Origin of the sequence: Actinophytocola sp. (assembly GCF_009379765.1) — a bacterium.
Classification (GTDB): Bacteria; Actinomycetota; Actinomycetes; order Mycobacteriales; family Pseudonocardiaceae; genus Actinophytocola.
In genome coordinates this window covers 12,295-39,169 of sequence record NZ_WHTD01000071.1, presented here as the reverse complement: position 1 = coordinate 39,169, position 26,875 = coordinate 12,295, and the positions used below count along the sequence as shown (strand labels likewise).

The following is a 26,875-nucleotide window of genomic DNA, read 5'->3' as shown; positions in this document are numbered from 1 at the left end:
TGCTACGCTTCACCCGCGAAGTGCCTTCCCGTGAGGACCACTACAGACCTAGACAATCCGTAGTTTCCCTTACAGGACAGGCACTTTCGCGCATTTCAGAGCGCGATCTACGTCACCCCCCATGAAAGACCCGGGCTAGTAGCCCTCGGCGCGCTTCGCTAGTTGGGGGCTAGTAATGGCGTGGTATTTCGCTGGTATCGGTCGTGGCTTCCTGACGTCGTTGTTGTTCACATCGACGCCGTGGGAGACACGACATGGCTGCACAATCTATTTTCCGTCGCAGTGGCGACGCCGCTGTTCGAACTCGTTGGATATCGCGCGGGACACCTTTACCTCGCTGGTGACCGGGCCGCATCCGGTGTCGCTGAACGGCCGGCTCTTTCCGGGCCTGCCCGACCGGCGCATCCCGCTGGACGAGGTCCGCGACCGGCTGCTGGCGCGCCGGTGCCCGCAGGCGACGCGGGACGCGGTGTGGGCGCATCTGGTGCTCCGCTCCCGTACAGAAGGAGCGACCTGGACGGTCGCCGCGGTCGGGGTCGCGCTGCCGGCGCTGACGTCCGTCGCGGCCACCTTGACCAACCGGTTCGCCGGAGATCCGGCCGACGTGCACGCCGAGGTTCTGCGCGGCTTCCTGACCGCGTTGTCGACCATCGATCTGCGTCCGCCGCGGATCATGCTCCGGCTGCGGTGGGACGCATACCGGTCCGGCTACCAACGGCGTGCTCGCTCCCCGCGACGAACAGCTGATCGGCCTGGAACGTGCGATCAACCGCCGTATCGCCCGAGTTGAAGATCCAGCGGAGCGACGGATCCTGCGGAGCTATGCCACGTGGCGTCACCTCCGGCGCCTCCGTATGGTCGCGGACCGGCGGCCGATCACAGCCGATCAGGTCGTCTACGCCTGCAATGCGCTCACCGCCGCAGCGGGCCTGCTGAATTGGCTGCATGGACGCGGCCAAACCCTTGCTATCTGTACCCAGGACGACATCGACGACTGGTTGGTCATCGACGCGTTCTCCCGGTCACGCGGGTTTGTCACCTGGGCTGTCGACGGTGGGCACGCGCACAACATCGAGGTCCCGCCGTTCCACAACGAGCCGGTCCGAGAAGTGTTCGCCGACCGTGACCAGCGCTGGTCCCTGGCTCGTCAACTGCTACACGACGACTCGATCGCGCTTCCCGATCGGGTCGCCGGGCTGCTCGTCCTGCTCTACGCCCAGCGTGCCGCTCGGATCACCCAACTCACCATCGGGAACGTCACTGTCACCGATGACGGCGTCGAACTGCTGTTGGGCAAAGCATCGATCGCTACGCCTGAAGCCTTCGGCGATCTGCTGGAGGCACTGGTCAACGATCGCCGCGCCACGGCGACCGGATCGCAGGACCGCAGGACAAGGTCTGGCTCTATCCGGCATCACGGCTAGGACAACCCCTCGCTCCCAGGTCCCTGCTCCAACGGCTGCGTGCCCTTGGCGTCCAGGCCACCCTCGGCCGCAACACCGCGCTGATGGAGATGGCTGGCGAGATGCCTGCCGCCGTGATCACCAATCTCCTCGGGATCTTCGCGTTGGTGTCGGCGAGGTTGATCGTCTGCTGCTGCGCCACCGACGTGCTCAGCACCGTGCCGGTCGAGTCGGTGACCACGACGAAGTCGCCGCCGACCACGGGCAGACCCTTGTAGGTCCGGTCGTAGGGCACGTAGTGCAGTCCGCTGTTGGTGGGGATCACCTTGTGGGCGGTGAAGGTGTCTTAGGCGCTCGCGTGCAGCACCGCCGCACGGTGGGCGACCAGGTTGTCCGCCGCGGAGGCGGCCCGCGACCGCGCGTCGACCGCGTCGGCTCCGCCGCCCTGGTTGGGCTGGGCTTGCGCGACCGTGGCCGCACCCGCCACCGCGAGCGTCGCGGCGGCCGCCGCGACGACGGCACGTCTTAATCTCATGGGACCGGTCTCCTCTGGGCAGGGCGCATCCGGCCTCGTGCTGCCCCGAGACCCGATACGCGGGAAAAGAACGGAATCGAGGTGTTCGCGCGAACGCGGTCAATGATCGTCTCGGGCGAACCGGCACACAAGGGACGAACGCGGTTCCCTTGTTCGCACTTTGAACAGATAACTACCCGTCGAACATGGCTGGTCAGACGTTCACTCGAACGGCCCTAGCTTGAGTTTCCGGTGATCATGCTCGTTGGTAGGTGTTCTGCCTTGTGGGGAAGGGTTTCGGGCTTGTGAGCGCCTATGACCTAACGGTGGGGTGTCCAGCGGTCGAGTTGGAGGATTTGGCTCAGGTTGTCTTGTAGGTCTGTGGTTTCGGTGAGCATGCGGCGGGCTTTGGGGCGGCCCCGTTCGCCTTGGTAGAGCAGGACGGTTTCGCCGATGCCGGTGAGCTGTCGCAGGAGTTCGCGCACGGACAGGTGCAGTCCGGCGCGGTCGGTTTGCAGCCGTAGCAGGTGCGCGATCTGCAGGGCGAGCACGCAGGTGAAGGTGTGTACGCGGATGTTGTGTTCGGTCCAGTGGTGCATGGGTGAGAACGAGACGACGTGGGTGTCTTTGAGCTGCCGGAAGGAGAATTCGGCTTCGGATTGGGATCGGTAGCCGGCGACGACGTCGGCGACGGTCCAGTCGTCGTGGTCGGTGATGAGCACGTGTTTACCGAAGATCTCTTCTTCCAGTTCGGCGCGGGCGTCGGTGTTGGTGTTCCAGGTCAGGCGCAGGTCTTTGGGGTGCTGCCCGTCCAGCTGCCAGTTGATCACGCGCCGGACCCAGGCGTCGCGGGTGATGGTGGCGATCTCGGTTTCGACCTTGCTGCGGGGGCGGCGGGTCTTGCCGTGGGCCAGGGTGGCGGCCGGTTCGTCGAGGCGTCGGCCGGCTTTGGCCAGGGTGGTGCCGTCGAAACCACGGGCCTGGTGTTCGTGCAGCTCGGGTGAGTGGGTGAGGATGGTGCGCCGCTCGGTGCCGTAGATCACCCGGCGGGTGTCGTAGGCGGACAGCCCGCCGTAGCGGTCCTCATCGACGGTGCTGCGGGCGCTGGCCGCGAGTGCGAGCAGGTCCGGGCAGTCGCTGGCCGGCACCGAGCCGACGTAGTGCAGCCGCGTGTCGGCCAGCAGCGCGAAGTTCGCCGCGGAGTTCTGCCCGGCGTCGAAGACCACGGTCATATCCGTCGCGGTGCGCGCTGCCATGGTGTCGGTGCCGGCCGCGGCGGCCAGGGCGGCGTGCCGGGCGGCCAGGGTTTCGATCATGGCCGGGAACTGGGTGCCGTCGGGCTTGTTACCCGGATAGGTATGCGAGAGCAGCGGGATGCCGCCGTCGCGGGTGACGACCAGCCCCAGCCCGACCAGGCGCAGGTCAGCTCGTTTCTGTTTCGCCTTGCCCCGCTGCGCGATCGGCGCCTTGGCGTTGCCGGTGTCGATGAAGGTGGCGAAGTTCGTCATATCCAGGGCCACCGAGCTGGTGTCCAGCCCGAACTTCTTCGACCACCCGCAACGCCAGCTTCTCCTCGATACCGGCCAGAGCATCGACCGGCAGGGCATGCATCGCGTCCCCGAAGCGCCGGTGGTCCAGCGCGGAGACACCGATCTTGGTGAACCGGTCCGCCGCGGTCGTGCGCCACCACTCGGCGAAGCCACGTTTGGACCGCGGCTCGACGACCCGGTTCAGCGCCGCCAGGCCAAGGTAGGTGCCGGTGCTCAACGGCTGCCCGGATGGCCCGGGACCGGTGGCCTCATCAATGATCGCGGCTACCCCGAGATCGACCAGCAGGCCCCATGCCGCGGCTACCGTCCCGAACTGCAGGTGCCGGGTCCGGTCGGGCAGCACCGCCTGTTCGCGGGCATCCAGCAGCGCCTCGATCTCGGCGGCGGTACCCACATAGCGCTCGGAGACCATCTTCGGTGTGCCGTCCACCCAGCCCATCTCGCGCAGGTACCAATACGGCCGACCGTGGATCACCTTCTTGTAGAGGCTTGCCATATTTAGGTCATAGGCTCAATCGCCGACCTGGTCAAGCACCGCAATCGGCGTGTCACAAGGAAAACCGCGTCAACTCACTCGGGGACAACCCCCAGAAATCCATGATCACCGGAAACTCAAGCTAGTGCTGCTACAGCGCCGCGGGCAATGAGACGTTCGCCGCGCTCTGGGGCCATGCCTTGTGGGATACGATGGCGGGCGGTTAGTGTTCAGAGGTCAGATCATTGGAGGTGAGGGCAGATGGCGGAGGACGGTGAGTCCGGTCGTCCGGACTTCTTGGTGCACGCCGAGGGTGACCACGTGGCCGTCGCGGTGACCGAGATCGCCGTGGGGCCGGCTCGCGGTGCGGTGCTGGCCACGAACAACGACGTCGAGGTCGAGGTGCGCGACGAGGTTCCCTACGGGCACAAGTTCGCGCTCGTCGATCTGGCCGAGGGTGCGCCGGTGATCGAGTACGGCGCGCAGGTCGGTGTCACGACCAAGGCCATCGCGGCCGGTGAGTTCGTTCACACCCACAACGTGAGGAGTGCCAGGTGGCAGACCAGTATCGCGGGCTGACCGGCTTCCGGCGGCCCGACGGCAGGGTCGGGATCCGCAACCACGTCGTCGTGCTGCCGGTCGACGACCTGTCGAACGCGGCCTGCGAGGCGGCGGCGAAGATCGTGCCGGGAATCATTCCCCTTTCCCATGCTTATGGTCGCCTGCAGTTCGGCACGGACCTGGATCTCACGTTCCGCACGTTGATCGGCACCGGCGCCAACCCGAACGTCGCCGCCGCGGTCGTGGTCGGCATCGAGCCGACCTGGACCGAGCACGTCGTCGAGGGCATCGCGGCGACGGGTAAGCCCGTCGAGGGCCTGTCGATCGAACGCCACGGCGACCTGCGGACCATCGAGGCGGCGGCCCGCAGACTCGCGCAGTTCGCGCAGGACGCGGCCGAGCTGACCAGGGAACCGGTCGAGCGGTCCGAGATCATGATGAGCATCAAGTGCGGCGAGTCCGACACGACCAGCGGCCTCGGCTCCTGCCCGACCACCGCGCAGGCGGTCGACCGGCATGTCACCGCCGGCGGCACGGTGATCTTCGGCGAGACCAGCGAGCTCACCGGTGGCGAGCACCTGATCGCCGAGCGGTGCGTCGACGACGAGGTGCGCAAGAAGTTCCAGGGGTTCTACGACCGCTACCTGGGCAAGATCGAGGCCGAGGGCGCCAACCTGCTCGGCTCCCAGCCGACACAGGGCAACATCCGGGGTGGCCTTTCGACCATCGAGGAGAAGGCGATGGGCAACATCGCCAAGACCGGGTCGGTCCCGATCGTCGACGCGCTCGACCGGGCCGAAGTGCCGACCAAGACCGGTCTGAACTTCATGGACAGCTCGTCGGCGGCCGCCGAGTTCATCACGCTGATGGCCGCGGCGGGTGCGGTGATCCACCTGTTCCCGACCGGCCAGGGCAACGTGATCGGCAACCCCATCGAACCCGTCATCAAGCTGACGGCCAACCAGATCACCGTCGACACGATGTCGGAGCACATGGATCTGGACTGCACCGGCCTGCTCAGCCGCGAATACACGTTACCGGAGGCCGGTGACCGGTTGATGGAGGTCATCGACCGCACGATCAACGGCCGGCTCACCGCCGCCGAGGCGCTCGGCCACCGCGAGTTCGTGCTCACTCGCCTGTACCCGAGTGCTTGAGCCGATCGGCAGGTAGAAGACCCGGCGCGAAGCGTCGGCCGGCGAGAATGTGGGACTGAATGAACCGAACCATCGAAGGGATGTACGTCGGCGGCCAGTGGCTGCCGGTCGGTGCGGACACGGCGAGCATCGCGGTGCGAAACCCGTCCGATTCCTCGACGATCGCCGAGGTTTCCTACGGCGGGTCCGCGCAGGCCACCGCTGCCGCGGACGCGGCGGCTGCGGCGTTCGACGGGTGGGCGAACCAGCCCGCGAGGGCAAGGTCGACACTCTTGCTCACCGCCGCCGACCTGCTCGACGAGCGCGCCGCACGCATCGGACGCCTGCTTGCCACCGAGACCGGCAAACGACTGCCGGAGGGTGTCGGCGAGATCGCCTTCGCGGCGGAGTTCTTCCGCTGGTTCGGTCACCAGATCCGCCAGCCGCACGGCGAGTTGCTGACCTCCGACATCGACGGTCGGCGCCAGCTCGTCGTGCGGCGGCCCGCCGGTGTCGCGGTCTGCCTGACCCCGTGGAACTTCCCGGTGTCCATCCAGGCTCGCAAGATCGCGGCCGCGTTGGCCGCGGGCTGCACGACGGTGTCCCGGGCGTCGGAGAAGGCGCCGCTCGCGGTCGTGGAGATGTTCCGCTGCCTCGCCGACGCAGGGTTTCCGGCCGGGGTGGTCAACCTCGTGCAGGGCCCGGCCGCGGAGGTGACCGAGGACTTGCTGGCGCATCCGGCGGTCCGGGTGGTCAGCTTCACGGGGTCGACCGGTGTCGGCAAGCGGATCATGCGGCTGGCCGCCGACCGGGTGGTCCGGCCGGCGCTGGAACTCGGCGGCGACGCCGCGTTCGTGGTCTGCCAGGACGCGGACGTCGATGCCGCGGTCGAAGACGCGATGGTCGCGAAGTTCCGCAACAACGGGCAGTCGTGCATCGCGGCGAACCGGTTCCTCGTGCACGAGGCCGTGTACCACAGGTTCCGGGACGCGCTGGTCGCCAAGGTCGACGCGATGACCATCGGCGACCCGCTCGCCGATCCGGTTCCGGACCTCGGCCCGCTGATCGACGACACCCGGGTGGCCGCGATCCGCGAGCTTGCCGAGGACGCCGAGGCGTCGGGTGCCAAGAGGCTCACCGCCGAGCGCGAGGCGCCACCCGGCGGCAGTTATCTGGTCCCGTCGCTGTGGGACGAGGTCCCCGACACGGCCCGGTTGGCCACCGAGGAGGCGTTCGGCCCGGTCGCCGCGTTGTTCCGGTTCGGGTCCGACGACGAGGCCATCGCGCGGGCCAACGCCACCGAGATGGGCCTCGCCTCGTATGTGTACACAAAGGACAATGCGAGGGCCTGGCGGTACACCGAGGAGCTCGACGCGGGCATCATCGGATGCAACACCCCCTTGCCACCGTCGGCGAACGCGCCGCTCGGCGGCGTGAAGCAGAGCGGGCTCGGCCGCGAGGGCGGCAGCCTTGGCATCGAGGAGTTCACCGTTACGAGGTACGCCGCATGGCAGCTGTAGCAGCGAACTGCGACGTGGTGATTCCCGAGGATGTCTGGGGTGCGCCCTTCGAGCAGTTGAGCGAGGAATACACCGTCCACGCCGAGCCACAGCTGTGGTCGGACCGCAAGGCGTTGGCGCAACGGCTTGCCGGTGCCAGGGCCCTGGTCGTGCGCAACCAGACCAAGGTCGACGCCGAGCTGCTCGCGGCGGCGCCCGACCTGCGGATCGTCGCGCGGGCCGGCGTCGGCCTCGACAACATCGACGTCGCCGCCGCGGACGCCGCCGGAGTGGTGGTCGTCTCGCCACGCGGCGAGAACGCGCAGAGCGTCGCGGAGTACGCCGTCGGCACGGTGCTGGCGCTGGTCCGTGACCTCGTCGGCCACGACAGGGCGGTCCGTGCCGGTCGCTGGGACCGGCACTTCGGCCGCGAGCTGCACGGCCGGACGTGGGGGCTGCTCGGCGCGGGCGCCACCGGGATGGCGGTCGCCCGGCTGGCTCGCGGATTCGGCATGACGGTGCTGGCCTACGACCCGTACGTCACGCGGGCCGACGACGCGGTTCGGCTGGCTCCCCTCGAAGAGGTCGTCGCCGGCTCCGACGTCGTCAGCATCCACCTGCCGGCGACCGAGGAGACCGTCGGGCTTGTCGGTGCCGGCCTGCTCGCGCGCATGCGACCGGGTGCGGTGCTGGTCAATGTGGGCCGTGGCGAGGTGGTCGACGAGCACGCGCTGGCCGACGCGCTCGAACACGGCGCGCTCGCCGGTGCCGCCCTCGACGTCCGAACGGCCGAACCACCGACGCTCGGCCGGCTGGAACGGCTCGACAACGTGCTGCTCACCCCGCACATCGCTGGCCTGACCGAACAGTCGCAAGCGCGGATCATGCGCGCGCTGGCCGACGACGTTCGGGCGGTGCTCAGTGGGGGACGGGCGGCCAACGCCGTCGGCGCGGCGACCAGTGCCGAGGTGATCTCATGACCGACGCGCGGCTGACCGTCGCCGAGGCGCGCGCGCTCGCGACAAGGCTGTTGACGGCGTCCGGCATGCCGCAGGGCCCGGCGACGCGCAGCGCCGAACTGCTGGTGCTGGCCGACGTCTGGGGGATCGGCTCGCACGGGTTGCTCCGGTTGCCGTACTACCTCGCCCGGCTCGCGGCCGGTGGCATGAACCCAGTGGCCGAGTTGCGGGTGGTCCGCGATCTCGGCGCGGTGATCGCCTACGACGGCGCCGACGGTCTCGGGCACTGGCAGGTCTGGTCCGCCGCCGAGACCGCCGCGGCGAGGGCCGCCGAGCACGGCATCGCCATGGCGTCGGTCGGCAGGTCGTCGCACTGCGGCAGCCTGGGGTTGTACACGATCCCGGGCCTGGCACAGGGGCTGGTCTCGCTGGTCTTCTCCACCGGCCCCGCGGTGATGGCCGCGCCGGGAACCGCCGTGCCGCTGCTGTCCACCAGCCCGATAGCCGCCGGGGTACCCACAGGGCCGAAACCGGCGATCGTCGACCTCGCGACGTCCGCGGCCGCCCGGGGGAAGATCGCCGCGCATGCCAAGCGCGGTGAGCCGTTGCCCTCGGGCTGGGCGGTGGACGCCGAGGGGGTGCCGACGACCGATCCGGTCGCGGCGCTGTCCGGCATGCTCGCTCCGCTGGGCGGTGGCAAGGGTTTCGCGCTGGCCTTCCTGGTGGAGGCGCTGGCCGGAGCCTGTGTCGGTCCCGAGTTGGCGACGGGGGTGCCCGACATGTTCGACCCGGACAGCGATGGCCGTGCGCAGCGGATCGGTCACCTTGTGGTGACCCTCGATCCGGCGGCGATCGGTGTGGACGGTGATGGCCCGCAGCGGTTGGACCGGCTGGCCAAGGGGATCGTCGCGGCCGGTGGCCGGGTGCCGGGCAGCGCCCGGCCGCTGCCGGACCAAGTCGACGACGACCAGCCGGTGACGATCGCCGGTCCTGTGCTGTCCGAACTGGACACTTGGTCTGGCCGGCTGGGCCTCTGAGGTGTTGACGTCTTCGGGTCTGCCTCTCTAGCATGACCGAGGTCAGACCTCAGAGGCCAGGTAACAACGCTTGGGGTCCGATCCCTCTTTAACTTCACAGCTGCCCTACGTCCCGAAGTCGGAGTTGACGATGACAGACGTTTCGCCTCCAGAACGGCAGCTTTCTCGACGGGCGTTCGTCCGGGTTGGCGCCGCGTTCACCACGCTGGCGGCCATCGGTCAGGCCACCGTCGGGCAGGCAACGACCGCGTTCGCGGCCGAGTCCGCGAGCGGGCCCTCGGCGAGGACGCTCCCGCTCAACGGTGACTGGTTGTTCGGCGTTGTTTTCGTCGACGGGGCCGAGCAGCCGGCGTTCGACGACGCCGCGTTCAGCCGGGTCACCCTGCCGCACACGGTGACCAACCTGTCCTGGCAGCAGTGGGATCCCACGTCGTGGGAGAAGGTCTGGATCTACCGCAGGCACTTCGACGTCTCCGACGAGCTGACCGGCATGCGGCTGTTCCTCGACTTCGACGGGGCGCTGACCGGCGCGAAGAGCACGCTCAACGGCCGCACGCTCGGCGACCACCTCGGCGGCTACCTGCCGTTCAGCTACGAGATCACCGACCAGGTGAAGGCCACGGGCAACGTGCTCGCCGTCGCGGTCGACTCGCGCTTCAACCTCGACGTCCCGCCCAACCGCCCGGCGCCGAGCGGCACAACCTCCGTGGACTTCTGGCAGCCCGGTGGCATCTACCGGCAGGCGCGGCTGCGCGCGGTGCCGCAGATCTTCCTCGCCGACGTGTTCGCCAAGCCGACCGCGGTCCTCGACGCCGCCAAACGGCAGGTCGAGGTCCAGTGCACTGTGGACGCGGCGCAGGCGCGGCCGAGCGGGCTGCGGATCGTGGTGGACCTGCGGGACGGGGCTCGCAAGATCGCCTCGACGTCGGTGCCGGTGAAGGTCGGCGAGCCGGGCCAGACCACCGTGACCGCGACGCTCACCGGTCTGCGCGACGTCGCGCTGTGGGACGTGGACGCGCCGAAGCTGTACAACGTGGTGGCCACGCTGATGGTCGACGACACCGCCGTGCACGACTACCAGGCCCGGATCGGTTTCCGTGAGGCGACCTTCACCAAGGAGGGGTTCTTCCTCAACGGTCGGCGGGTGAAGCTGTTCGGGGTCAACAGGCACCAGTTCTTCCCGTTCGCGGGCGGTGCGATGCCGGACCGCGTGCAGCGCAAGGACGCGGAGATCCTCCGTAGTGACCTCAACTGCAACATGGTGCGTTGCTCGCACTACCCGCAGGCGACGGCGTTCCTCGACGCGTGCGACGAACTGGGACTGATGGTCTGGGAGGAAGCGGCCGGCTGGGGCTACCTCGGCGACGACGCGTGGAAGGAACTCGCCGTGCGCGACGTCGGCGAGATGGTGCGCCGCGGCCGCAACCACCCGTCGGTGATCACCTGGGGCGCGCGGCTGAACGAGACGCCCGACAACGTCGCGCTCTACACCAGGACCCGCGACCTCGCGCACTCCTTGGACGACTCACGGCCGACCGTCGGCGCGATGGCGGGACGGCACAACACGACGAACTACGTCCAGGACGTGTTCTCGCAGAACGACTACTCACGCAGCACCGGCCCGGACGGCTTGCAGCAGCCGGAGCTGATGTCGCCACGGACCGACCGGCCGTACATGGTCAGCGAGGCCGTCGGCACGCTGTCCGGTCCGGCGAAGTTCTACCGGCGCACCGAAACCCAGCAGCTGCAGCAGGGACAGGCCACCGCACACGGCCGGGTGCACAACATCGTCGCCGCCGACGACCGCCACTGTGGTCTGCTCGCTTGGTCGGGCTACGACTATCCGTCCGGGAGCGGCAACCAGTTCCACGGGGTCAAATACACCGGGGTCGTCGACCTGTTCCGGATTCCCAAGCCGGGTGCCGCGATCTATCAGTCGCAAGTGGACCCGAAGACCAGGGCGGTGATCCAGCCCGCGTTCTACTGGGACTTCGGGCCGACCTCGCCGGTGACTAGCTTGGCCAGTGCGATGATCTGCGCGAACGTCGACCGGCTCGAGGTCTACGTCGGGGGTGCGCATTTCGCGACGGCGATGCCGGACACGGCGAACTACGGCCACCTGCGGTATCCGCCGTCCTTTGTGGACTTCAGTGGCGTGGACGGTGCTTCCCACCCCGAGTTGCGCATCGACGGCTACCTCGGCGACACCAAGGTCGCGTCCCGCAGCTTCTCCGCCGACCCCGCCACCGATGTGCTGTCCCTGCGGGTGGACGACAACGAGTTGGTCGGTGACGGTGCCGACGCCACCCGCGTCGAACTGCGTGCGGTGGACAAGTACGGCGCGCCGCGTCCCTACGTCGACGGGCAGGTGGCCTTGTCGGTGGCTGGACCGGCGATGCTGGTGGGGGACAACCCGTTCCCGCTCGCCGACACCGGTGGTGTGGGGGCGATCTGGCTGCGCAGCCTGCCCAACTCGCCCGGCACGGTCACGATCCGGGCCAGCCACGCGACGCTGGGCAGCGCCGAGGCCAGCATCCGGGTCCAGCAGGCAACCCCCGGGGGCGCGCCCGCGCCGTACGGGATGCTGGCCGCCACGGCGAGTCCGGCGTTCGTGTTGGCCGGTGGCAAGACCACGGTCACCAGCGAGTTCGTGAACAACGGCAACCCGCTGCTGCGCAAGCTCTCACTGGACCTCCAGGCTCCCGGGGGATGGACGGTAGCCGCCACGACGCCCACCTCGTTCGGGGCCGTGACCAGTGGGAAGTCCGTGAAGACGGGTTGGCAGGTGGACCTCGCCGCCGACGCGCCGCCAGGGGTGCACGCCCTCACGGTGCGGGCCGCCTACGACGCGAACAACCAGTACGGCGTCAGCTACAGCAACGTCGACGTGCACGTCCCGTACGCGTCGCTGGCCAAGGCGTACGACAACGCCGGCATCAGTTCCAACGCCGACGTCGACGCCGCGAACTTCGACGGGGTCGGGAACAGCTACTCGCTGGAGGCACTCGCCGCGGCGGGGATCACGCCCGGCGGCACCGTCCAGCACGACGGCCTCACCTTCACCTGGCCGGACACGACGCCCGGGCAGCCGGACAACGTCGTCCCCTCGGGCCAGTTGATCGTCGTGTCGGGGACGGGTGCCAAGCTCGGCTTCCTCGGGGCCGCGAGCAGCCGCACGATCTCGGGCAGCGGCACCGTCCACTACGCCGACGGATCGACCAGTGGCTTCACGCTGACCTTCGGCGACTTCTGGTCGGGCCCGGCCGAGGGCAACGACCTCATCGCCACGCTGCCCTATGTGAACTCGCAGGGTCTCGAAGGCAGGCCACGCGGTCAGCGTGACCACGCCATCAGCCTCTACTACGCCGCGGTACCCATCGACCCCGGCAAGCAGGTGGTCGACGTGACCCTGCCCAGCGGTGGCGTGAACGGTCCGCGGCGCATTACCGCGCTGCATGTCTTCGCCCTCGCGATCGGCTGACCCCGCTGCGTGGAGAGGTGACACCGATGACTACACCGCCTAGGAACGGGTTGCCACGGCGTGGTTTCCTGCGGGCGACCGCCGCCGGTACCGCGGGCCTCGCCGCGTGGTCCGTGCTCGGTGGCCGCTCAGGGGTGGCCGCGGCGGCCCAGCTTGGCCCGGCCGCCAAGGTCGTGCCGTTCAACACCGATTGGTTGTTCGGTGGGGAATTCGTCGCCGGGGCCGAGCAACCGGGTTTCGACGACAGTCGGTTCTCCCGGGTCACGCTGCCGCACACGGTGACCAAACTGTCCTGGCGGGAGTGGGATCCGGCCACCTGGGAGAAGGTGTGGGCCTACCGCCGGCATTTCGACGTACCGGACGAGCTGCGGGGGCTGCGCCTGTTCCTCGACTTCGACGGGGCGCTGACGGAGTCGACGGCCACGCTGAACGGGGCGCCCGTCGGTGGCTACCGAGGGGGCTACCTGCCCTTCAGCTTCGAGATCACCGACCAGGTGGCCCCGCGCGGCAACGTGCTCGCCCTCGCGCTCGACGCGCGCTTCAGCGTCAACGTGCCGCCGAACCGGCGAGCACCGATCCCCGCGAGGACGATCGACTTCTGGCAACCCGGCGGGATCTACCGGCAGGCGGCGCTGCGGGCCGTGCCGCCGGTCTTCCTCGCCGACGTGTTCGCGAAGCCGGTCGACGTCCTCGACCCCGCACGGCGACGACTCGACGTGCGGTGCACTGTGGACGCCGCCGCCGTGCCGCGGGGCGCCACCCAGATCCAGGTCGTCCTGCGCGACGGTGACCGCAAGGTCGCCTCTGCGACGGCGCCGGTGACGATCGGCGGGCCGGGGCAGGCCGAGGCGACCGTGACGCTGACGGGGCTGCCCGACATCACGCTCTGGGAGGTCGACGACCCGAAGCTCTACGAGGTCGTCACCACGTTGCTTGTCGACGGCGACCCGTTGCACGACTTCCGGGTCCGCACCGGCTTCCGTGAGGCGCGGTTCGCGCTGGACGGCTTCTTCCTCAACGGGCGCCACCTCAAGATCTTCGGTGTCAACCGGCACCAGTTCTTCCCCTACACCGGGGGAGCCATGCCGGACCGGGTGCAGCGCAAGGATGCGGAGATCCTGCGCAGGGACCTGAACTGCACCATGGTGCGCTGCTCGCACTACCCGCAGTCGCCCGCGTTCCTCGACGCCTGTGACGAGCTCGGGCTGCTGGTCTGGGACGAAGCACCCGGGTGGACCTACCTCGGCGACAACGCCTGGAAGGACCTGGTCGTCCGGGACGTTGGCGACATGGTCCGGCGCGACCGCAACCACCCGTCGGTCATCATCTGGGGCGCGCGGCTGAACGAGACACCCGACGACGACGCCCTCTACTCGAAGACCCAGGAAGTGGCGCACACCCTGGACGACTCCCGTCCGACCTCCGGGGCGATGCACCCCAACCGCCACGGCACGACGGGCTTCCTGCACGACGTCTTCGGTCAGAACGACTACTCCACCAGCATCGGGCCCGACGGCATGAAGCGGCCGGAGCTGATGCCGCCGCGCACCGACCTGCCCTACCTGGTCACCGAGACCATCGGCACCTTGTCCGGTCCCGCGCGGTTCTACCGGCGCACGGACGGGCAGGACGTGCAGCAGGGGCAGGCGACCGCGCACGGCCGCGTCCACCACCTCGCGGCGTCCGACGACCGTTACGGCGGCCTGCTCGCGTGGTCCGGTTACGACTACCCCGCGGGCGGGGGCAACAACCAGTACCAGCAGGTCAAGTACACCGGTGTCGTCGACCTGTTCCGGGTGCCCAAGCCGGGTGCGGCGATCTACCAGGCGCAGGTGGACCCGAGGACCCGGCCGGTGATCCAGCCCGCCTTCTACTGGGACTTCGGGCCGACCTCGCCGGTCTCCGGACTCGGCGCCGCCATGATCTGCTCGAACTGCGACCGCCTCGAGGTCCATGTGGGCGGGGCGCACTTCGCGACGGCGACCCCGGACACCGCGAACTACGGCCGCCTGCGGTATCCACCATCCTTTGTGGACTTCAGTGGCGTTGACGGCGCTGCCCACCCCGAGTTGCGCATCGACGGCTACCTCGGCGACACCAGGGTGGCCTCGCGCACCTTCTCCTGCGACCCGTCCGCCGACCGGCTCTCGCTCGTCGCCGACGACGCGGAGCTTGTCGCCGATGGCGCCGACGCCACCCGGGTCGTGGTCCGGGCGGTGGACAAGTACGGCGCGCCGCGTCCCTACGTTGACGGCGAGGTCGCGTTCACCCTCGCGGGACCGGCGGTCCTCGTCGGCGACAACCCGTTCGCCTTCGCGGACGCGGGTGGCGTCGGCGCGGTCTGGCTGCGCACGGTGCCCTACTCCCCGGGCACGGTCACCCTCCGCGCGAGCACCCCGACGCTCGGCTCGGCCACGGCCGAGGTCCGTGTCCGCCAGCCGACCCCCGGCGGTCCACCGGTGCCGTCGGGAACCCTTGCCGCGCAGGCGGTTACGTTCATCGTGAAGGCCGGCTCAACGACGAACGTTTCGGGCACGTTCACCAACAACGGCATCGCCACGCTCGGCAAGGTGTCCGTGGACCTCCAGGTACCCGACGGGTGGACGGCGGACCCGACGACCCCCACCACGTTCACCAACCTCACCAGCGGGCAGTCCGTCCGGATCGACTGGCGGGTGGGCGTTCCCGCTGACGCGCCGGAGGCGGTGCACCCCGTTTCGGTGCGGGCCGCCTACCGCGCGAACACGCAGAACGTGGTCACCACAACGGAAATCGACGTGCTGCTGCCGTATGCCGGGGTCGCGCAGGCGCGTGACAACGCAGGCATCAGCGACGACGCGGACGTCGACACCGCCAACTTCGACGGGATAGGCAACAGCTACTCCCGGCAGGCGCTCAGCGCGGCCGGGTTCTCACCAGGCGCCACCATCAGCCAGGACGGGCTCACCTTCCACTGGCCGGACACGGCCGCCGGACAGCCGGACAACGTCCTCGCCAACGGCCAGCCGATCCTGCTGCCGGGTTCGGGTACGAGGCTCGGCTTCCTTTTGGCCGCAAGCAGTTCCAACGTCGCGGGGAGCTTCGTCGCGCACTACACCGACGGGTCGAGGACCGGGTTCCAGGTCAATGTCGGGGACTGGTGGCGGAATCCGACCGGCGGCACCTCGACCGTCGCCTCCATGCCGTACGTGAACTCGCAAGGGCTTGACGGCAGGCCGCGCGGGCAGCGGGACCAGACGGTCCGCGTCTACTACTCCACCATGCCGATCCTGCCGGGGAAGACCGTGGCCGCGGTGACGCTTCCGCAGTCCGAGGACACCGGTCCCGGACGCATCACCGGCATCCACGTCTTCGCACTCGCGATCGGGCCGTGAAAGGAACGATGATGACGCAAGCAGCGACGAACGGGCTGCCACGTCGGGGCTTCCTGCGAGCCACCGTGGTCGGCACGGCATGCCTCGCGGCGTGGTCGGTCCTCGGCAGCGGACGCGGGGCGGCGGCCGAGCGTGGCCCCGCCGCCAAGGTGGTGCCGTTCAACGCCGGATGGCTGGTCGGCAAGGAGAGCCCCGGCAGCACCAAGCCGGTCTTCGACGACAGCAACTTCGCGACCGTCACCCTGCCGAACACGGTGACGAACCTGTCGTGGCAGAAGTGGGACCCGCAGGACTGGGAACGGGTCTGGGTCTACCGCAAGCACTTCGACGCGCCTGCCGACGTGACCGGCATGCGGGTGTTCCTGGACTTCGGCGCGGCGCTGATCGCGGCGACGCCCACACTGAACGGTCGCGACCTGCCCGGTCACGCCGGCGGATACCTGCCGTTCAGCGTGGAGATCACCGACGACCTTCGGCCCACGGGCAACGTGCTCGCGGTCACGGTGGACTCCCGGACCAGCTTGAACGTGCCACCCAACAGGCCAGAGAACCCGGTCCCGGTGGACTTCTGGCAGCCGGGCGGGATCTACCGCGACGTCGTCCTGCGTGCGGTGCCGCAGGTCTTCCTCGCCGACGTGTTCGCCAAGCCGGTCGACGTCCTCGACGCCGCCGCGCGGCGGCTGGTCGTCGAGTGCACGGCCGACGCGGCGGTCGTGCCGCAGGGACGCGCCACCGTCAAGGTCGAGCTTCGTGACGGCGAGCGCGTCGTCGCGACCGAGACGGCGCCGCTGTCGATCGGCGGGCCAGGCCGGACCGTCGCCACGGTCACCCTCACCGGGCTCGCCGACGTGCGGCTGTGGGGTCTGGACGAGCCGCGGTTGTACGACGTCGTCACGACCTTGCTCGTCGACGGCCTGCCGCTGCACGACCACCGCACCAGGGTCGGGTTCCGCGACGCGACCTTCCGCAAGGACGGGTTCTTCCTCAACGGCGAGCGGGTGAAGCTGTTCGGCGTCAACCGGCACCAGTTCTACCCCTTCACCGGCGGCGCGATGTCGGCTCGCGTGCAGCGTCGTGATGCCGAGATCCTGCGCCGCGAGCTGAACTGCAACATGGTGCGCTGCGCGCACTACCCGCACTCGGATGCCTTCCTCGACGCCTGCGACGAACTGGGGCTGATGGTGTGGGAAGAGGCGCCTGGGTGGGGCTACCTCGGCGACGACGCCTATCTGGACCTGGTCTACCGCGATGTGGGCGACATGGTGCGCAGGGATCGCAACCGGCCGTCGGTGATCATCTGGGGCGCTCGGCTGAACGAGACGAGCAACAACGTGCCGTTCTACACCAGAACCCGTGACCTCGCGCACGCCCTCGACGGGTCCCGCCCGACCGTGGGGGCGATGAGCGGCAAGCACGACACGCCCGACTACGTCCAGGACGTGTTCGCGCAGAACGACTACGCGCACACCACCGGCCCGGACGGCCGCAGGCAGCCCGCGCTCCTGCCGCCACGGACCGATCGGCCGTACATGGTCAGCGAGACGGTGGGTACGTTGTCGGGCCCGTCCTTCTACTACCGCCGGACCGACGCCCAGGACGTCCAGCAGGGCCAGGCCACCGCGCACGCGCGAGCGCACGACACCTCCGCGTCGGACGACCGCTACTGCGGGCTGCTCGCCTGGACCGGATTCGACTACCCGTCCGGCAACGGCAACCAGTTCATGGGCGTCAAGTACACCGGCGTCGTCGACCTTTTCCGCATACGCAAGCCGGGCGCGGCGATCTACGAGGCGCAGGTCGATCCGCGGGTTCGCCCGGTGATCGCGCCCGCGTTCTACTGGGACTTCGGCCCCACGTCGCCGGTGACCTCGTTGAGCAGCGCGATGATCTGCTCGAACCTCGATCGGCTGGAGCTGTTCGTCGGCGGCGAGCACCACGCGACCGGCACTCCGGACACGGCGAACTACGGTCACCTCCGCTATCCGCCCACGTTCGTCGACCTGACCACCGTGGACGGATCGAAGCGGCCGGAGCTGCGCATCGACGGCTACCTCGGGTCGACCAAGGTGGCGTCGGTGTCGTTGTCCTCGGACACCTCGACCGACCGCCTTGCCCTCGTGGTGGACGACGCCGAGCTGCTGGGTGACGGCGTGGACATGACCCGGCTCAAGTTCCGGGCCGTGGACCGCCATGGAGCGCCGCGCCCGTACCTCGACGGACAGGTCGAGCTCGCGGTCGACGGGCCGCTGGCGCTGGTGGGGGACAACCCCTTCGACTTCGCCGCGACCGGGGGCGCGGGCGCGGTGTGGCTGCGCACGATCCCGAACTCGCCGGGCGAGGTCACCGTGCGGGCGACGCACCCGGTATTGGGCACCGCGAGCGCGCGGGTGCTGGTGCGACAGCAGACACCCGGGGGCAGGCCCGCGCTGTCCGGCTCCCTACAGGCGCGCTCTGACACCGGGATCGTCACCGAAGGCGACGTCGCCACGGTGTCCGCGACCTTCGTCAACAGCGGGCTCCCGGACCTCGGCCAGGCGACGCTGACGCTCACCCCGCCCGACGGTTGGCCGTCCGAGCCGCTCACCGCCACGACGTTCCGGGACCTCGGCAGCGGCGCCACGGTGCGGGCCAGCTGGAAGGTGACGGTGCCGCAGAGCGCCACCGCGCCGTCGGCGGCCCTCGCGGTCAAGGCGACGTACCGCGGCGGAGACCAGCGCGGCGTGACCGACGGGAATGTGCGTCTGCTCGTCCCCTACGGCTCGCTCGCCGTGGCACGCAACAACATCGGCATCACCGACGCGGCGACCCGCCTGAGCGGCGCCATCGACGGCTCCGGTGACAGCTTCGACTCGGCGGAACTCGTCGCGGCCGGGCTGGCGCCCGGCGCGACGGTCGCCAGGAACGGCTTCACGTTCACCTGGCCCGACGTCCCACCCGGTCAGCAGGACAACGTCGTGACAGCGGCCCAGATCATCGCGGTGCCCGCGGCGACCCGCCAGCTCGCCGTGCTCGCCACGTCGGTCAACGCCCAGAGCGACACCTCGGTGGACTACCTGTACACCGACGGCAGCGCCCAGACCTGCGACCTGACGGTCAGCTACTGGCGCAGCAGCGTGGCCGCCGCCGACAACGAACTCGTGGCACGGGTCGCCACCTACCGCAAGGACAGGCGGCAGGGCTCAGGGAGCCTGTTCTTCGTCCCGCTGCCGGCTCCCGCGAACGGCAAGCAGCTGAAGGCGATCACCCTCCCCATCTCCCACAACGTGCACATCTTCGCGCTCGAGCTCGTCCCGTAGCTCTTCTCCTGACACCCGATCCCCGACCCCTCGAGTGGAGAAGGACCATGGTGTTGCCTCGCCAACCCCGCCCGCGCGTCGCGGTGCTCGCCGTCGGTGTCGCGTTGAGCGTCGTGCTCACCACCTTCGTCGGCGCGCCTGCTCCGGCGCGTGCCGGTGAGCAGGCCAGCCTCCGGATCGACCTCGGCAGCCCGATCCGGTTCATCGACCCGGAGGTGTTCGGCTCGAACGTGGGCTGGAACGCCCAGTCCGACTTCATGAAGCCGGGGACCACACTGTTCTACCCGCGTTTCCTCAACCAGGTGCGCGACGTCGGGTTCGGCGCCCAGCGCTTCCCCGGCGGCACGCTGGCGTCCTTCTACCACTGGAAGCGGGCGATCGGGCCGCTGGAGGGCCGCCAGCCGAACACCTTCTTCGGCAGCGGCTCGCAGCAGTCACAGCTCGGGCCGGACGAGTTCGGGAAGCTGATGGAGGTCACCGGCGCCACGGGCAACGTGATCCTCAACCACTCGGAGTCCCTGCAGGACGCGCGGGGCTACGTGGCCTACATGACGCTGCCCGCACCGAGCCAGCCGGTCACCGACCCCGCCGATCCGCGGTACTGGGCGGGTTTGCGAGCCAAGAACGGCCATCCGGCACCGTACGACATCCCGTGGTGGGAGGTCGGCAACGAGGTCAACACGCGGAGCAACGCCGGGTGGCTGGGCGGACAGCTCGTGTCCTACGCCAACGACAACTGCCCGATCGACAACGTGAAGGCGTGCCTGTACGACTTCGGCGGCACCACCCGGTTCACCGACGAGCCCGTCGGGGACGGGGCCGACCATTCCGCGTCACACAGCACTGGCCTGCCAGGGCAGGAGAAGTTCGTCACCTTCGCGCCGGTGGTGCCGTCGAGCCTCACCCTCGCCGTCGGCGGCCGGCCGTGGACCGATGTGTCCACTTTGGACGACGCCGCCGCGGCCGCGACGGTGTACCGCCTCGACGCCGCTTCCGGCCGGATCGTCTTCGGCGACGGCGTGCACGGCGCCATCCCGCCGGAGGGAGCCCCGATCACGGCCAGCTACGACTCGGGACCCCACCCCGGGTTCGTGGACTTCTACCGTGCGATGAAGGACGTGAACCCGGACATCAAGGTGTGCCTCGGTTCGTCAAGCGACCCGACCGCGGGTGGCGCCTACTTCCAGAACCTCGGCTCGGACTACCCCTACGACTGCGTGTCGACCCATCCCTACGTCCGCCCCGGGAACAGCAGGGCCAAGGGCGAGATCCCCAACGACCTCCCCGAATCGGAGTACTACCAGGAACTGCTTGCCATGCCCGACGTCCTGGCGGGTCAGGTGCGCAAACTCAGGGAGAAGATCGATCTGGCCGCGGGGCCCAACGCCTCCACAGTGGACATCGTGCTCACCGAGTTCGGTCAGCTGCAGAGCGCGACACCGGCCTTCGAGCCGAAGTACCACCTCACCATGCAACAAAGTCTCCTCCTCGCCGGTCTGCTCCGGGAATGGGTCGAGCTCGACGTCCCGCTCGCCGAGCAGTACCTGCTCGCCGGTTCGCCGTTCGGTTCCACCGCGCCGCACGGAAACGTCAACGTGAACTCGGCGATCGTCGGGCCGGGTCCCGACACCATCGCCGAACCGGCGGCCTATGTGGAACAACTGTTCCGGCCGCTCGGCGGGCAGCAACAGGTCACCGTGCGAGCCGACGCGGTGCCCACGCTCGCACTGCGCGACGGCACCCAGCTTCCGGTGCTGAAGACCATCGCCGCCCACGACGGCAACCGCATCACGCTCTTGGTCGTCAACCAGTCCGATCAGGCAGCGGTGCCCACCACCCTCACCGCCGGTGGCAACCAACTGCTGCACGGCGCCATGACGACGCTCAACGCGGACTCGGCGCTGTCCTACAACTCCCCGGACAACCCCACCGCGGTCTCGCTGCGACAGAGCCAGCTGATCGCGAGCGGCGGGCAGGTCAAAGCGACCTTCCCCGCGCACTCGGTGAACCTGGTCCAACTGACGTTCTAGTGCTCCACCCGCCCCGACATCAAAAGGATGCCTCATGCGACGACGAGCACCGCACCGACGCACCGTCCTGATTGTCCTCAGTGGACTCGTCGCGGGTCTGCTGATGGGTCCCGCCCCCAGCACCGCCGCGAGCCCTGCCGCGCAGCGTGGCGACGCCGTTGCGCAACGCGGTGGCGGTCGCACCGGCGACACCGGAAACCAGTCAGATCCCCCATTCCTCGTCGAAGATCGGGGACATGCAGGTGGACATCTCACCGACGGCGCCGGGATTCACCAGGAAGCTCAAAAACGTCGGGCTGATCGGCCCGGTCACGTTGACCCCCTACGGACAATCAGCGCCGCTCACCTGATGGGGATTAGGTTGGAATGAACGCACCTCGATATCTGTATCGGCGGGTTGCAATTGCGCTGACGGTTCCGCTGTTCTTGACCGGCGTGACCGTGGCCGTCACCGGTACCGCGTACGCCGGACAATCGTCGCAAGACGGCCACGCGAGATATGTCGACCCCTTGATCGGCACCGCCGATGCTCGGGAACCCTTCGCCGGTGGGGTCAACCGGAACGGAATTCGCGGGGACGTGTTCCCGGGCGCCGTCGCTCCACACGGGATGCTCGCCTGGTCGCCCGATACGCCCCCGGCTGTTCCGGGTGGGTACTGGTACCCGGACAACGCCATCGATGGCTTCAGCCTCACGCATTTCAGTGGACGGGGCTGCGCCTATCAGGGCGATTTCCCGTTCATCCCCTTCTCCGGTGACGTCACCGAGTCTCCGGTCGCCGCACCCTCGGCGTTCCTGTCGACGTTCTCGCACGCGAACGAGCACGCGTCGCCGGGCTACTACGACGTCACGCTGGACTCCGGCACGAGCGTGCAGCTGGCGGCGGCGACGCGATCGGGCGTTGGCGTGTTCGCCTACGCACACCAGCCGCGGTCGAGTCTGCTCATCGACGCCGGGGGCAGCGCGAACGGCGACACCGCGGCAAAGGTCGTCATAGATCCGGCGCACAACCGGGTCAGCGGCTCGGCGACGACCACGGTGGGCTGCGGTTCGGAACAGTACACGATCTATTTCGCCACGACGTTCAACCGCGGTTTCGCCACGTACGGGACCTGGGAAGGTACGGAGCTGCGGCCACAGACGACTTCGGCCGATGATCCGCGGTCTGGTGCCTATCTGACGTTCGACACCAGTGACGACTCGAAGGTGATCGCGAGGAGCGCGGTGTCGTACGTGAGCGTCGAGAACGCGGAAATGAATCTGCGGTCCGAGGTCGAGGGAAGGGACCTGCAGGAGATCAGAGACACCACCACTGCGGCGTGGAACAACGTCCTCGGCAAGATCGACGTCTCCGGCGGGAGTGAGGCCGCTCAGCGGATCTTCTACACCGCGCTCTACCACTTCTACGTCGAGCCGAGCACGTTCAACGACGTGAATGGGGAATACCGGGGATTCGACGACGAGGTGCACACCGTCCCACCGGGACACGCGCACTATTCCGACATCGACGCCTGGGGTGGGTACCGGACGTTCATCTCGCTGCTCGCGTTGCTCAGCCCTGAGGTGGCCAGCGATGTGGTCCAGTCGCTGATCCGCGACGCGGAACAGGATGGTCCCGGCTTGCCGCGCTGGGTGCAGGCCAACCGCAACTCCGCTGGGAACGTCGCGGACGACGCGGATCCCTTGATCGCGAGCGCGTACGCGTTCGGCGCCCGTGACTTCGACCAGGCGGCCGCGCTGCATGCCATGGACCTCGGCGCATCGCAGGTCGGCACGCAGTCCGGCGGCCACCCGGTCCGAGGGCGTGGTGAGTTGTGGCTGCAATACCAGTACGTGCCGCGCTGGCCGGGCGTCAGCCTCGAGTACGCCACCGACGATTTCTCCATCGCCCAGTACGCACGCTCGCTCGGGCGTGAGGACCTGTACCGCAAGTACATGACGCGCGCCCAGTACTGGCAAAACGTCTTCAACCCCGCGACTGGGTACATCCAGTCCAAGAACGCGAACGGGGACGGCCAGTGGGAGCCCAATTTCAGCCCGGACAAGCGAAGGGGTTTCACCGAGGGAAACTCCGCCCAATACACGCGGTGATCCCGTTCAATATCCGTGGATTGATCAACGGAATAGGCGGAGATCAGAAATTCATCAGCTACCTTGACGACCTGTTCACGGAGCTCAACGTCGGCCCGATCATCGCGCACGATTGGCACGGCAACCAGCCCAGTGGGCAGAATCCCTGGATGTACGACTACGCCCACGCGCCGTGGAAGACCCAGCAGGTGGTGCGGCGGATTCAGACCGAGCTCTACACCGACGCGCCCAGTGGGTCGCCAGGAAACGACGACGGCGGTTCGCTGAGTTCCTGGTACGTGTGGTCGGTGCTCGGCATGTACCCGATCACGCCGGGCACCGCCGACCTCGCGCTCGGCAGCCCGCTGTTCCCGCGCGCCGTGGTGCACAGCGGCAACGGCACGACCATCACCATCAACGGCCGCGGCGCCGCTCCCGACGCGCCGTACGTGCAGGAGTTGAAGGTGAACGGCAGCGCGTGGCCCAAGTCGTACCTGCCCTCGTCGCTGATCGAGCGCGGCGGCACCCTGGACTTCACCCTGGGTACCGCCCCGAACATGGATTGGGCGACAGGCGCGAACGCCGCCCCGCCGTCCTACTCCGATGGCCAGAAATCCACGATCGCGTTCACCGAACCCAGCCGCGACTTCGTCATGGGTCACAACGACAAGAAGACGGTCACGGTCGCCGCTCAGAACATAACGAACAACCCGCAAGAAGTGACGTGGCGAGCCGAGGTGCCAGCGGGCATAACAATGTCGTCCGTGAGCGGAACGCTGCGGGTTCCGCCAGCGGGTGTCGGGGCGGACGAGATCGACGTGGCGAGCGGCGCGGGTAACGGCCAGTACAGGATCAGAATCCATACGTATGCGAAGAATGGTCAGGAGCTGTCGAACGTCGTCCTCGACGTGACAGTGGCCGGTTAGGTCGTGTTCCGTGAGATGAGACCCGTATTGACCACCGCGAACATGAGAGGTATAACCACTGACCACAGACCAATGTGTGCGGGCCGGATCTGTGACGAGTCCGAGGAGGACAGCGTGCCTGAGGAACGGGTTGCGGGTAAAGGGTTGAGCCGGCGTGGTTTCCTGCGGGCCGGTGGCGTCGGTGTGGTGGGTGTCGCCGCCAACGCCGCCTTGGCGCGGCAGGCGCTGGCCGCGCCCGCCGCGCCGACCTTGGCGGGCAAGGTGGTCCCGCTCGAGCACGAATGGCGCTTCGGCGGCCCGACGGTCCCCGGCGCCACGCTGCCCGGATTCGACGACTCCCACTTCGAGACGGTGAGCCTGCCGCACTCCAACGTGCGCATGTCGTGGCACGACCTGCGACCGCCGGACTTCCCGGGGGAGTACGCCGGTGGCAAGTCGCCGTACGAGTTCATCTCGGTCTACCGGCGGCACTTCACGATGGCCCCGAACGAGCGCGGCCAGCGGGTGCTTGTGGACTTCGGCGGGTCGATGACCGCCTCGAAGGTCACCATCAACGGCGTGTACCTCGGTGAGTACAAGGGCGGCTACACGCCGTTCTCCTTCGAGCTGACGCCGCACATCGACTGGCGGGGCGACAACGTCCTCGCCATCGAGGTGGACTCACGGCGCACCCGCGCCGACATCCCGCCGTTCGGCGGCGCGTTCGGCAACGACCCGGACCGCGTGCGGGTCGACTACGACACCTTCGGCGGGCTGTACCGCGCGGTGTCGCTGCGGGTGGTGCCGCACGCGTTCATCGACAACGCGTTCGCCCGCCCGGTGAACGTGCTGACCGACGAGCGCGCGGTCGAGGTGCGCTGCTACCTCGACCGCGCTACGGACGCGCCGCTGGTCATCGAGGTCGAACTGCTCGACGGCCAGCGGCTGCTTGCCAGGTCCAGTGCGCGCCCCGCGCCGGGCGAGGACGGCGTCGAGTTGTCACTCGACGCCCCGGACGTGACCTTGTGGGACGTCGACAACCCCTACCTGTACAACGTCCGGGTCCGCTTGCGCGAGCAGGACGACAACGGCGACCCCGCCATGCCGATCCACGAGTTCGCCACCCGCATCGGTTTCCGTGAAGCGCGTTTCACGCCGGAAGGCTTCTTCCTCAACGGCCACCGGCTCCAGTTGTTCGGGCTCAACCGCCACCAGATCTTCCCCTACGTCGGCAACGCGATGCCCGCGCGGGTCCAGCGCCGCGACGCCGAGATCCTGCGCAGGGAACTCAACTGCAACATGGTCAGGACCTCGCACTACCCGCAGTCCCCGGACTTCCTCGACGCCTGCGACGAACTCGGCCTCCTCGTCTGGGACGAGATGCCGGGGTGGCAGTACGTCGGGGACGAGGCATGGCAGGACGTGGCCGTCGAGAACGTCGACGCGATGATCCGCAGGGACTGGAACCACCCCTCGATCATCCTGTGGGCCGTGCGGATCAACGAGAGCGGGGCGCGGCCGGAGTTCGAGACCCGGCTGAACGATCTCGCGCACCGGCTCGACCCGTCCCGCCAGACGACCGGTGCCTACAACGGCAGCCAGCCGCTGCGCGCCGACGTGCGCGGGCAGAACGACTACCGCGACGACATGACCACGCTCTCACCGCCGAGGGATCTGCCCTACCTGGTCACCGAGGCGGTGGGACAGAAGCGGCCCTTCGGCCCGTTCGACCAGACCTACCTGCGCACCGACCCGGTCGCCGACCAGCAGGCACAGGCCCTGCGGCACGCGCAGGTGCACAACGCGGCGGCCGCGGACCAGCGGTACTCCGGCCTCGTCGCCTGGTGCGCGTTCGAGTACCTGTCCACCCGCAACTCGATCCACGACGTGAAGACCCCCGGTGTCTGCGACCTGTTCCGGATTCACAAGCCGGGTGCGTCGTTCTACCGTTCACAGGTCAGCCCGGCCGAGCGGGTCGTGCTGGAACCGGCGTTCTACTGGGACTTCGGCGAGAAGTCACCGAACGGACCTGGGGCGGAGGCCATGATCTCCTCGAACTGCGAGCGGCTCGAACTCTACCTCGACGGCGAGCACCTGACCAGTGCGCAACCGGCTCGCGGATCGTTCGCCCACCTCGCTTATCCGCCGTTCTTCGTGGACCTGTCGGGCGTCGACCCGGCACAACCGCTGCCCGAGCTGCGGATCGACGGCTTCGTCGGGGACGCGCGGGTCGTCTCCCGCTCCTTCTCGCCGGACCGGGCGGCCGACCAGCTCCTGCTGGAGGTCGACGACCCGCAGATCGACGGCGACGGGATCGACGCCACCCGGGTCGTGTTCCGGGCGCTGGACCGCCACGGCGCGCCCCGGCCGTTCGTCACCGGTGACGTCACCTTCACCATGACGGGACCGGGCGAGCTGCTCGGCGAGAACCCGTTCCAGTTCGAGGTCGCCGGCGGCGCGGGCGCGGTCTGGATCCGAGGCAAGCTGGGTTCGGTCGGACGAGTCGTGCTGCGCGCGGCGCACCCCACCCTCGGCACCAAGCAGGTCGAGGTCACCGTAAGGCGGATCCCCTGACGGGGGACCCG

General features: G+C 68.8%; 16 protein-coding genes and 2 pseudogenes. 14 read left to right on the top strand and 4 right to left on the bottom strand.

Annotated elements, in window-relative coordinates:
• Window positions 1–340 precede the first annotated feature (340 nt).
• Entirely contained in the window at window positions 341–790 is a 450-nt protein-coding gene (locus GEV28_RS21765) for a hypothetical protein (protein WP_291413958.1), read from the top strand.
• Window positions 720–1,424: a hypothetical protein gene (locus tag GEV28_RS21760; protein ID WP_291413957.1), complete on the top strand. Its 705-nt coding sequence runs from the start codon at window positions 720–722 to the stop codon at window positions 1,422–1,424. The genes GEV28_RS21765 and GEV28_RS21760 overlap by 71 nt, the downstream gene beginning before the upstream one ends.
• Here GEV28_RS21760 and GEV28_RS21755 read toward each other — a convergent pair.
• The 4 genes and pseudogenes from GEV28_RS21755 to GEV28_RS21740 form a co-directional block, all read right to left on the bottom strand.
• Window positions 1,405–1,737, bottom strand: a pseudogene (locus tag GEV28_RS21755) (hypothetical protein); the annotation flags it as partial. The gene GEV28_RS21760 and the pseudogene GEV28_RS21755 sit on opposite strands and share 20 nt — an antisense overlap.
• Window positions 1,738–1,749: 12 nt before the next feature.
• The gene (locus GEV28_RS21750) at window positions 1,750–1,938 is read right to left on the bottom strand and encodes a hypothetical protein (protein ID WP_291413956.1); all 189 of its coding nucleotides are present in this window, start codon (window positions 1,936–1,938) and stop codon (window positions 1,750–1,752) included.
• 299 nt (window positions 1,939–2,237) lie between these two features.
• Complete coding sequence (locus GEV28_RS21745; protein WP_291413955.1) at window positions 2,238–3,437, bottom strand: IS1634 family transposase; 1,200 nt, start codon at window positions 3,435–3,437, stop codon at window positions 2,238–2,240.
• Window positions 3,340–3,963: a hypothetical protein gene (locus GEV28_RS21740; RefSeq protein WP_291413954.1), complete on the bottom strand. Its 624-nt coding sequence runs from the start codon at window positions 3,961–3,963 to the stop codon at window positions 3,340–3,342. The genes GEV28_RS21745 and GEV28_RS21740 overlap by 98 nt, the downstream gene beginning before the upstream one ends.
• Window positions 3,964–4,203: 240 nt before the next feature.
• On the opposite strand from GEV28_RS21740, the gene GEV28_RS21735 reads away from it, so the two are divergent.
• The 12 genes and pseudogenes from GEV28_RS21735 to GEV28_RS21675 all read left to right on the top strand — a co-directional run bounded on the left by GEV28_RS21735 (window position 4,204) and on the right by GEV28_RS21675 (window position 26,864).
• Window positions 4,204–4,521, top strand: a complete 318-nt coding sequence (locus GEV28_RS21735) for a UxaA family hydrolase (protein ID WP_291413953.1) — start codon at window positions 4,204–4,206, stop codon at window positions 4,519–4,521.
• The gene (locus tag GEV28_RS21730) at window positions 4,497–5,660 is read left to right on the top strand and encodes a UxaA family hydrolase (protein ID WP_291413952.1); all 1,164 of its coding nucleotides are present in this window, start codon (window positions 4,497–4,499) and stop codon (window positions 5,658–5,660) included. Before GEV28_RS21735 ends, GEV28_RS21730 begins: the two co-directional genes overlap by 25 nt.
• 59 nt (window positions 5,661–5,719) lie before the next feature.
• On the top strand, window positions 5,720–7,159 hold the full coding sequence (locus GEV28_RS21725) for an aldehyde dehydrogenase family protein (protein ID WP_291413951.1): 1,440 nt from the start codon (window positions 5,720–5,722) through the stop codon (window positions 7,157–7,159).
• Window positions 7,147–8,118: an NAD(P)-dependent oxidoreductase gene (locus GEV28_RS21720; RefSeq protein ID WP_291413950.1), complete on the top strand. Its 972-nt coding sequence runs from the start codon at window positions 7,147–7,149 to the stop codon at window positions 8,116–8,118. The genes GEV28_RS21725 and GEV28_RS21720 overlap by 13 nt, the downstream gene beginning before the upstream one ends.
• Complete coding sequence (locus tag GEV28_RS21715) at window positions 8,115–9,134, top strand: Ldh family oxidoreductase (RefSeq protein WP_291413949.1); 1,020 nt, start codon at window positions 8,115–8,117, stop codon at window positions 9,132–9,134. Before GEV28_RS21720 ends, GEV28_RS21715 begins: the two co-directional genes overlap by 4 nt.
• 130 nt (window positions 9,135–9,264) lie before the next feature.
• Window positions 9,265–12,615 carry a glycoside hydrolase family 2 TIM barrel-domain containing protein gene (locus GEV28_RS21710; RefSeq protein ID WP_291413948.1) on the top strand — a complete coding sequence of 1,117 codons (3,351 nt, stop codon included), beginning with the start codon at window positions 9,265–9,267 and terminating at the stop codon, window positions 12,613–12,615.
• A gap of 26 nt (window positions 12,616–12,641) precedes the next feature.
• Complete coding sequence (locus GEV28_RS21705) at window positions 12,642–15,989, top strand: glycoside hydrolase family 2 TIM barrel-domain containing protein (protein WP_291413947.1); 3,348 nt, start codon at window positions 12,642–12,644, stop codon at window positions 15,987–15,989.
• A gap of 8 nt (window positions 15,990–15,997) precedes the next feature.
• Entirely contained in the window at window positions 15,998–19,285 is a 3,288-nt protein-coding gene (locus GEV28_RS21700) for a glycoside hydrolase family 2 TIM barrel-domain containing protein (protein ID WP_291413946.1), read from the top strand.
• A 47-nt stretch (window positions 19,286–19,332) separates the two neighbouring features.
• Complete coding sequence (locus GEV28_RS21695; RefSeq protein ID WP_291413945.1) at window positions 19,333–21,315, top strand: alpha-L-arabinofuranosidase C-terminal domain-containing protein; 1,983 nt, start codon at window positions 19,333–19,335, stop codon at window positions 21,313–21,315.
• Window positions 21,316–21,461: 146 nt separating this feature from the next.
• Window positions 21,462–21,665, top strand: a complete 204-nt coding sequence (locus tag GEV28_RS21690; protein WP_291413944.1) for a hypothetical protein — start codon at window positions 21,462–21,464, stop codon at window positions 21,663–21,665.
• A gap of 16 nt (window positions 21,666–21,681) precedes the next feature.
• A pseudogene (locus tag GEV28_RS42450) lies at window positions 21,682–24,311 on the top strand (GH92 family glycosyl hydrolase).
• A gap of 114 nt (window positions 24,312–24,425) precedes the next feature.
• Window positions 24,426–26,864 (top strand): glycoside hydrolase family 2 TIM barrel-domain containing protein, encoded by a 2,439-nt coding sequence (locus GEV28_RS21675; protein WP_291413942.1) that lies wholly within the window; start codon window positions 24,426–24,428, stop codon window positions 26,862–26,864.
• The last annotated feature ends 11 nt before the right edge of the window (window positions 26,865–26,875 follow it).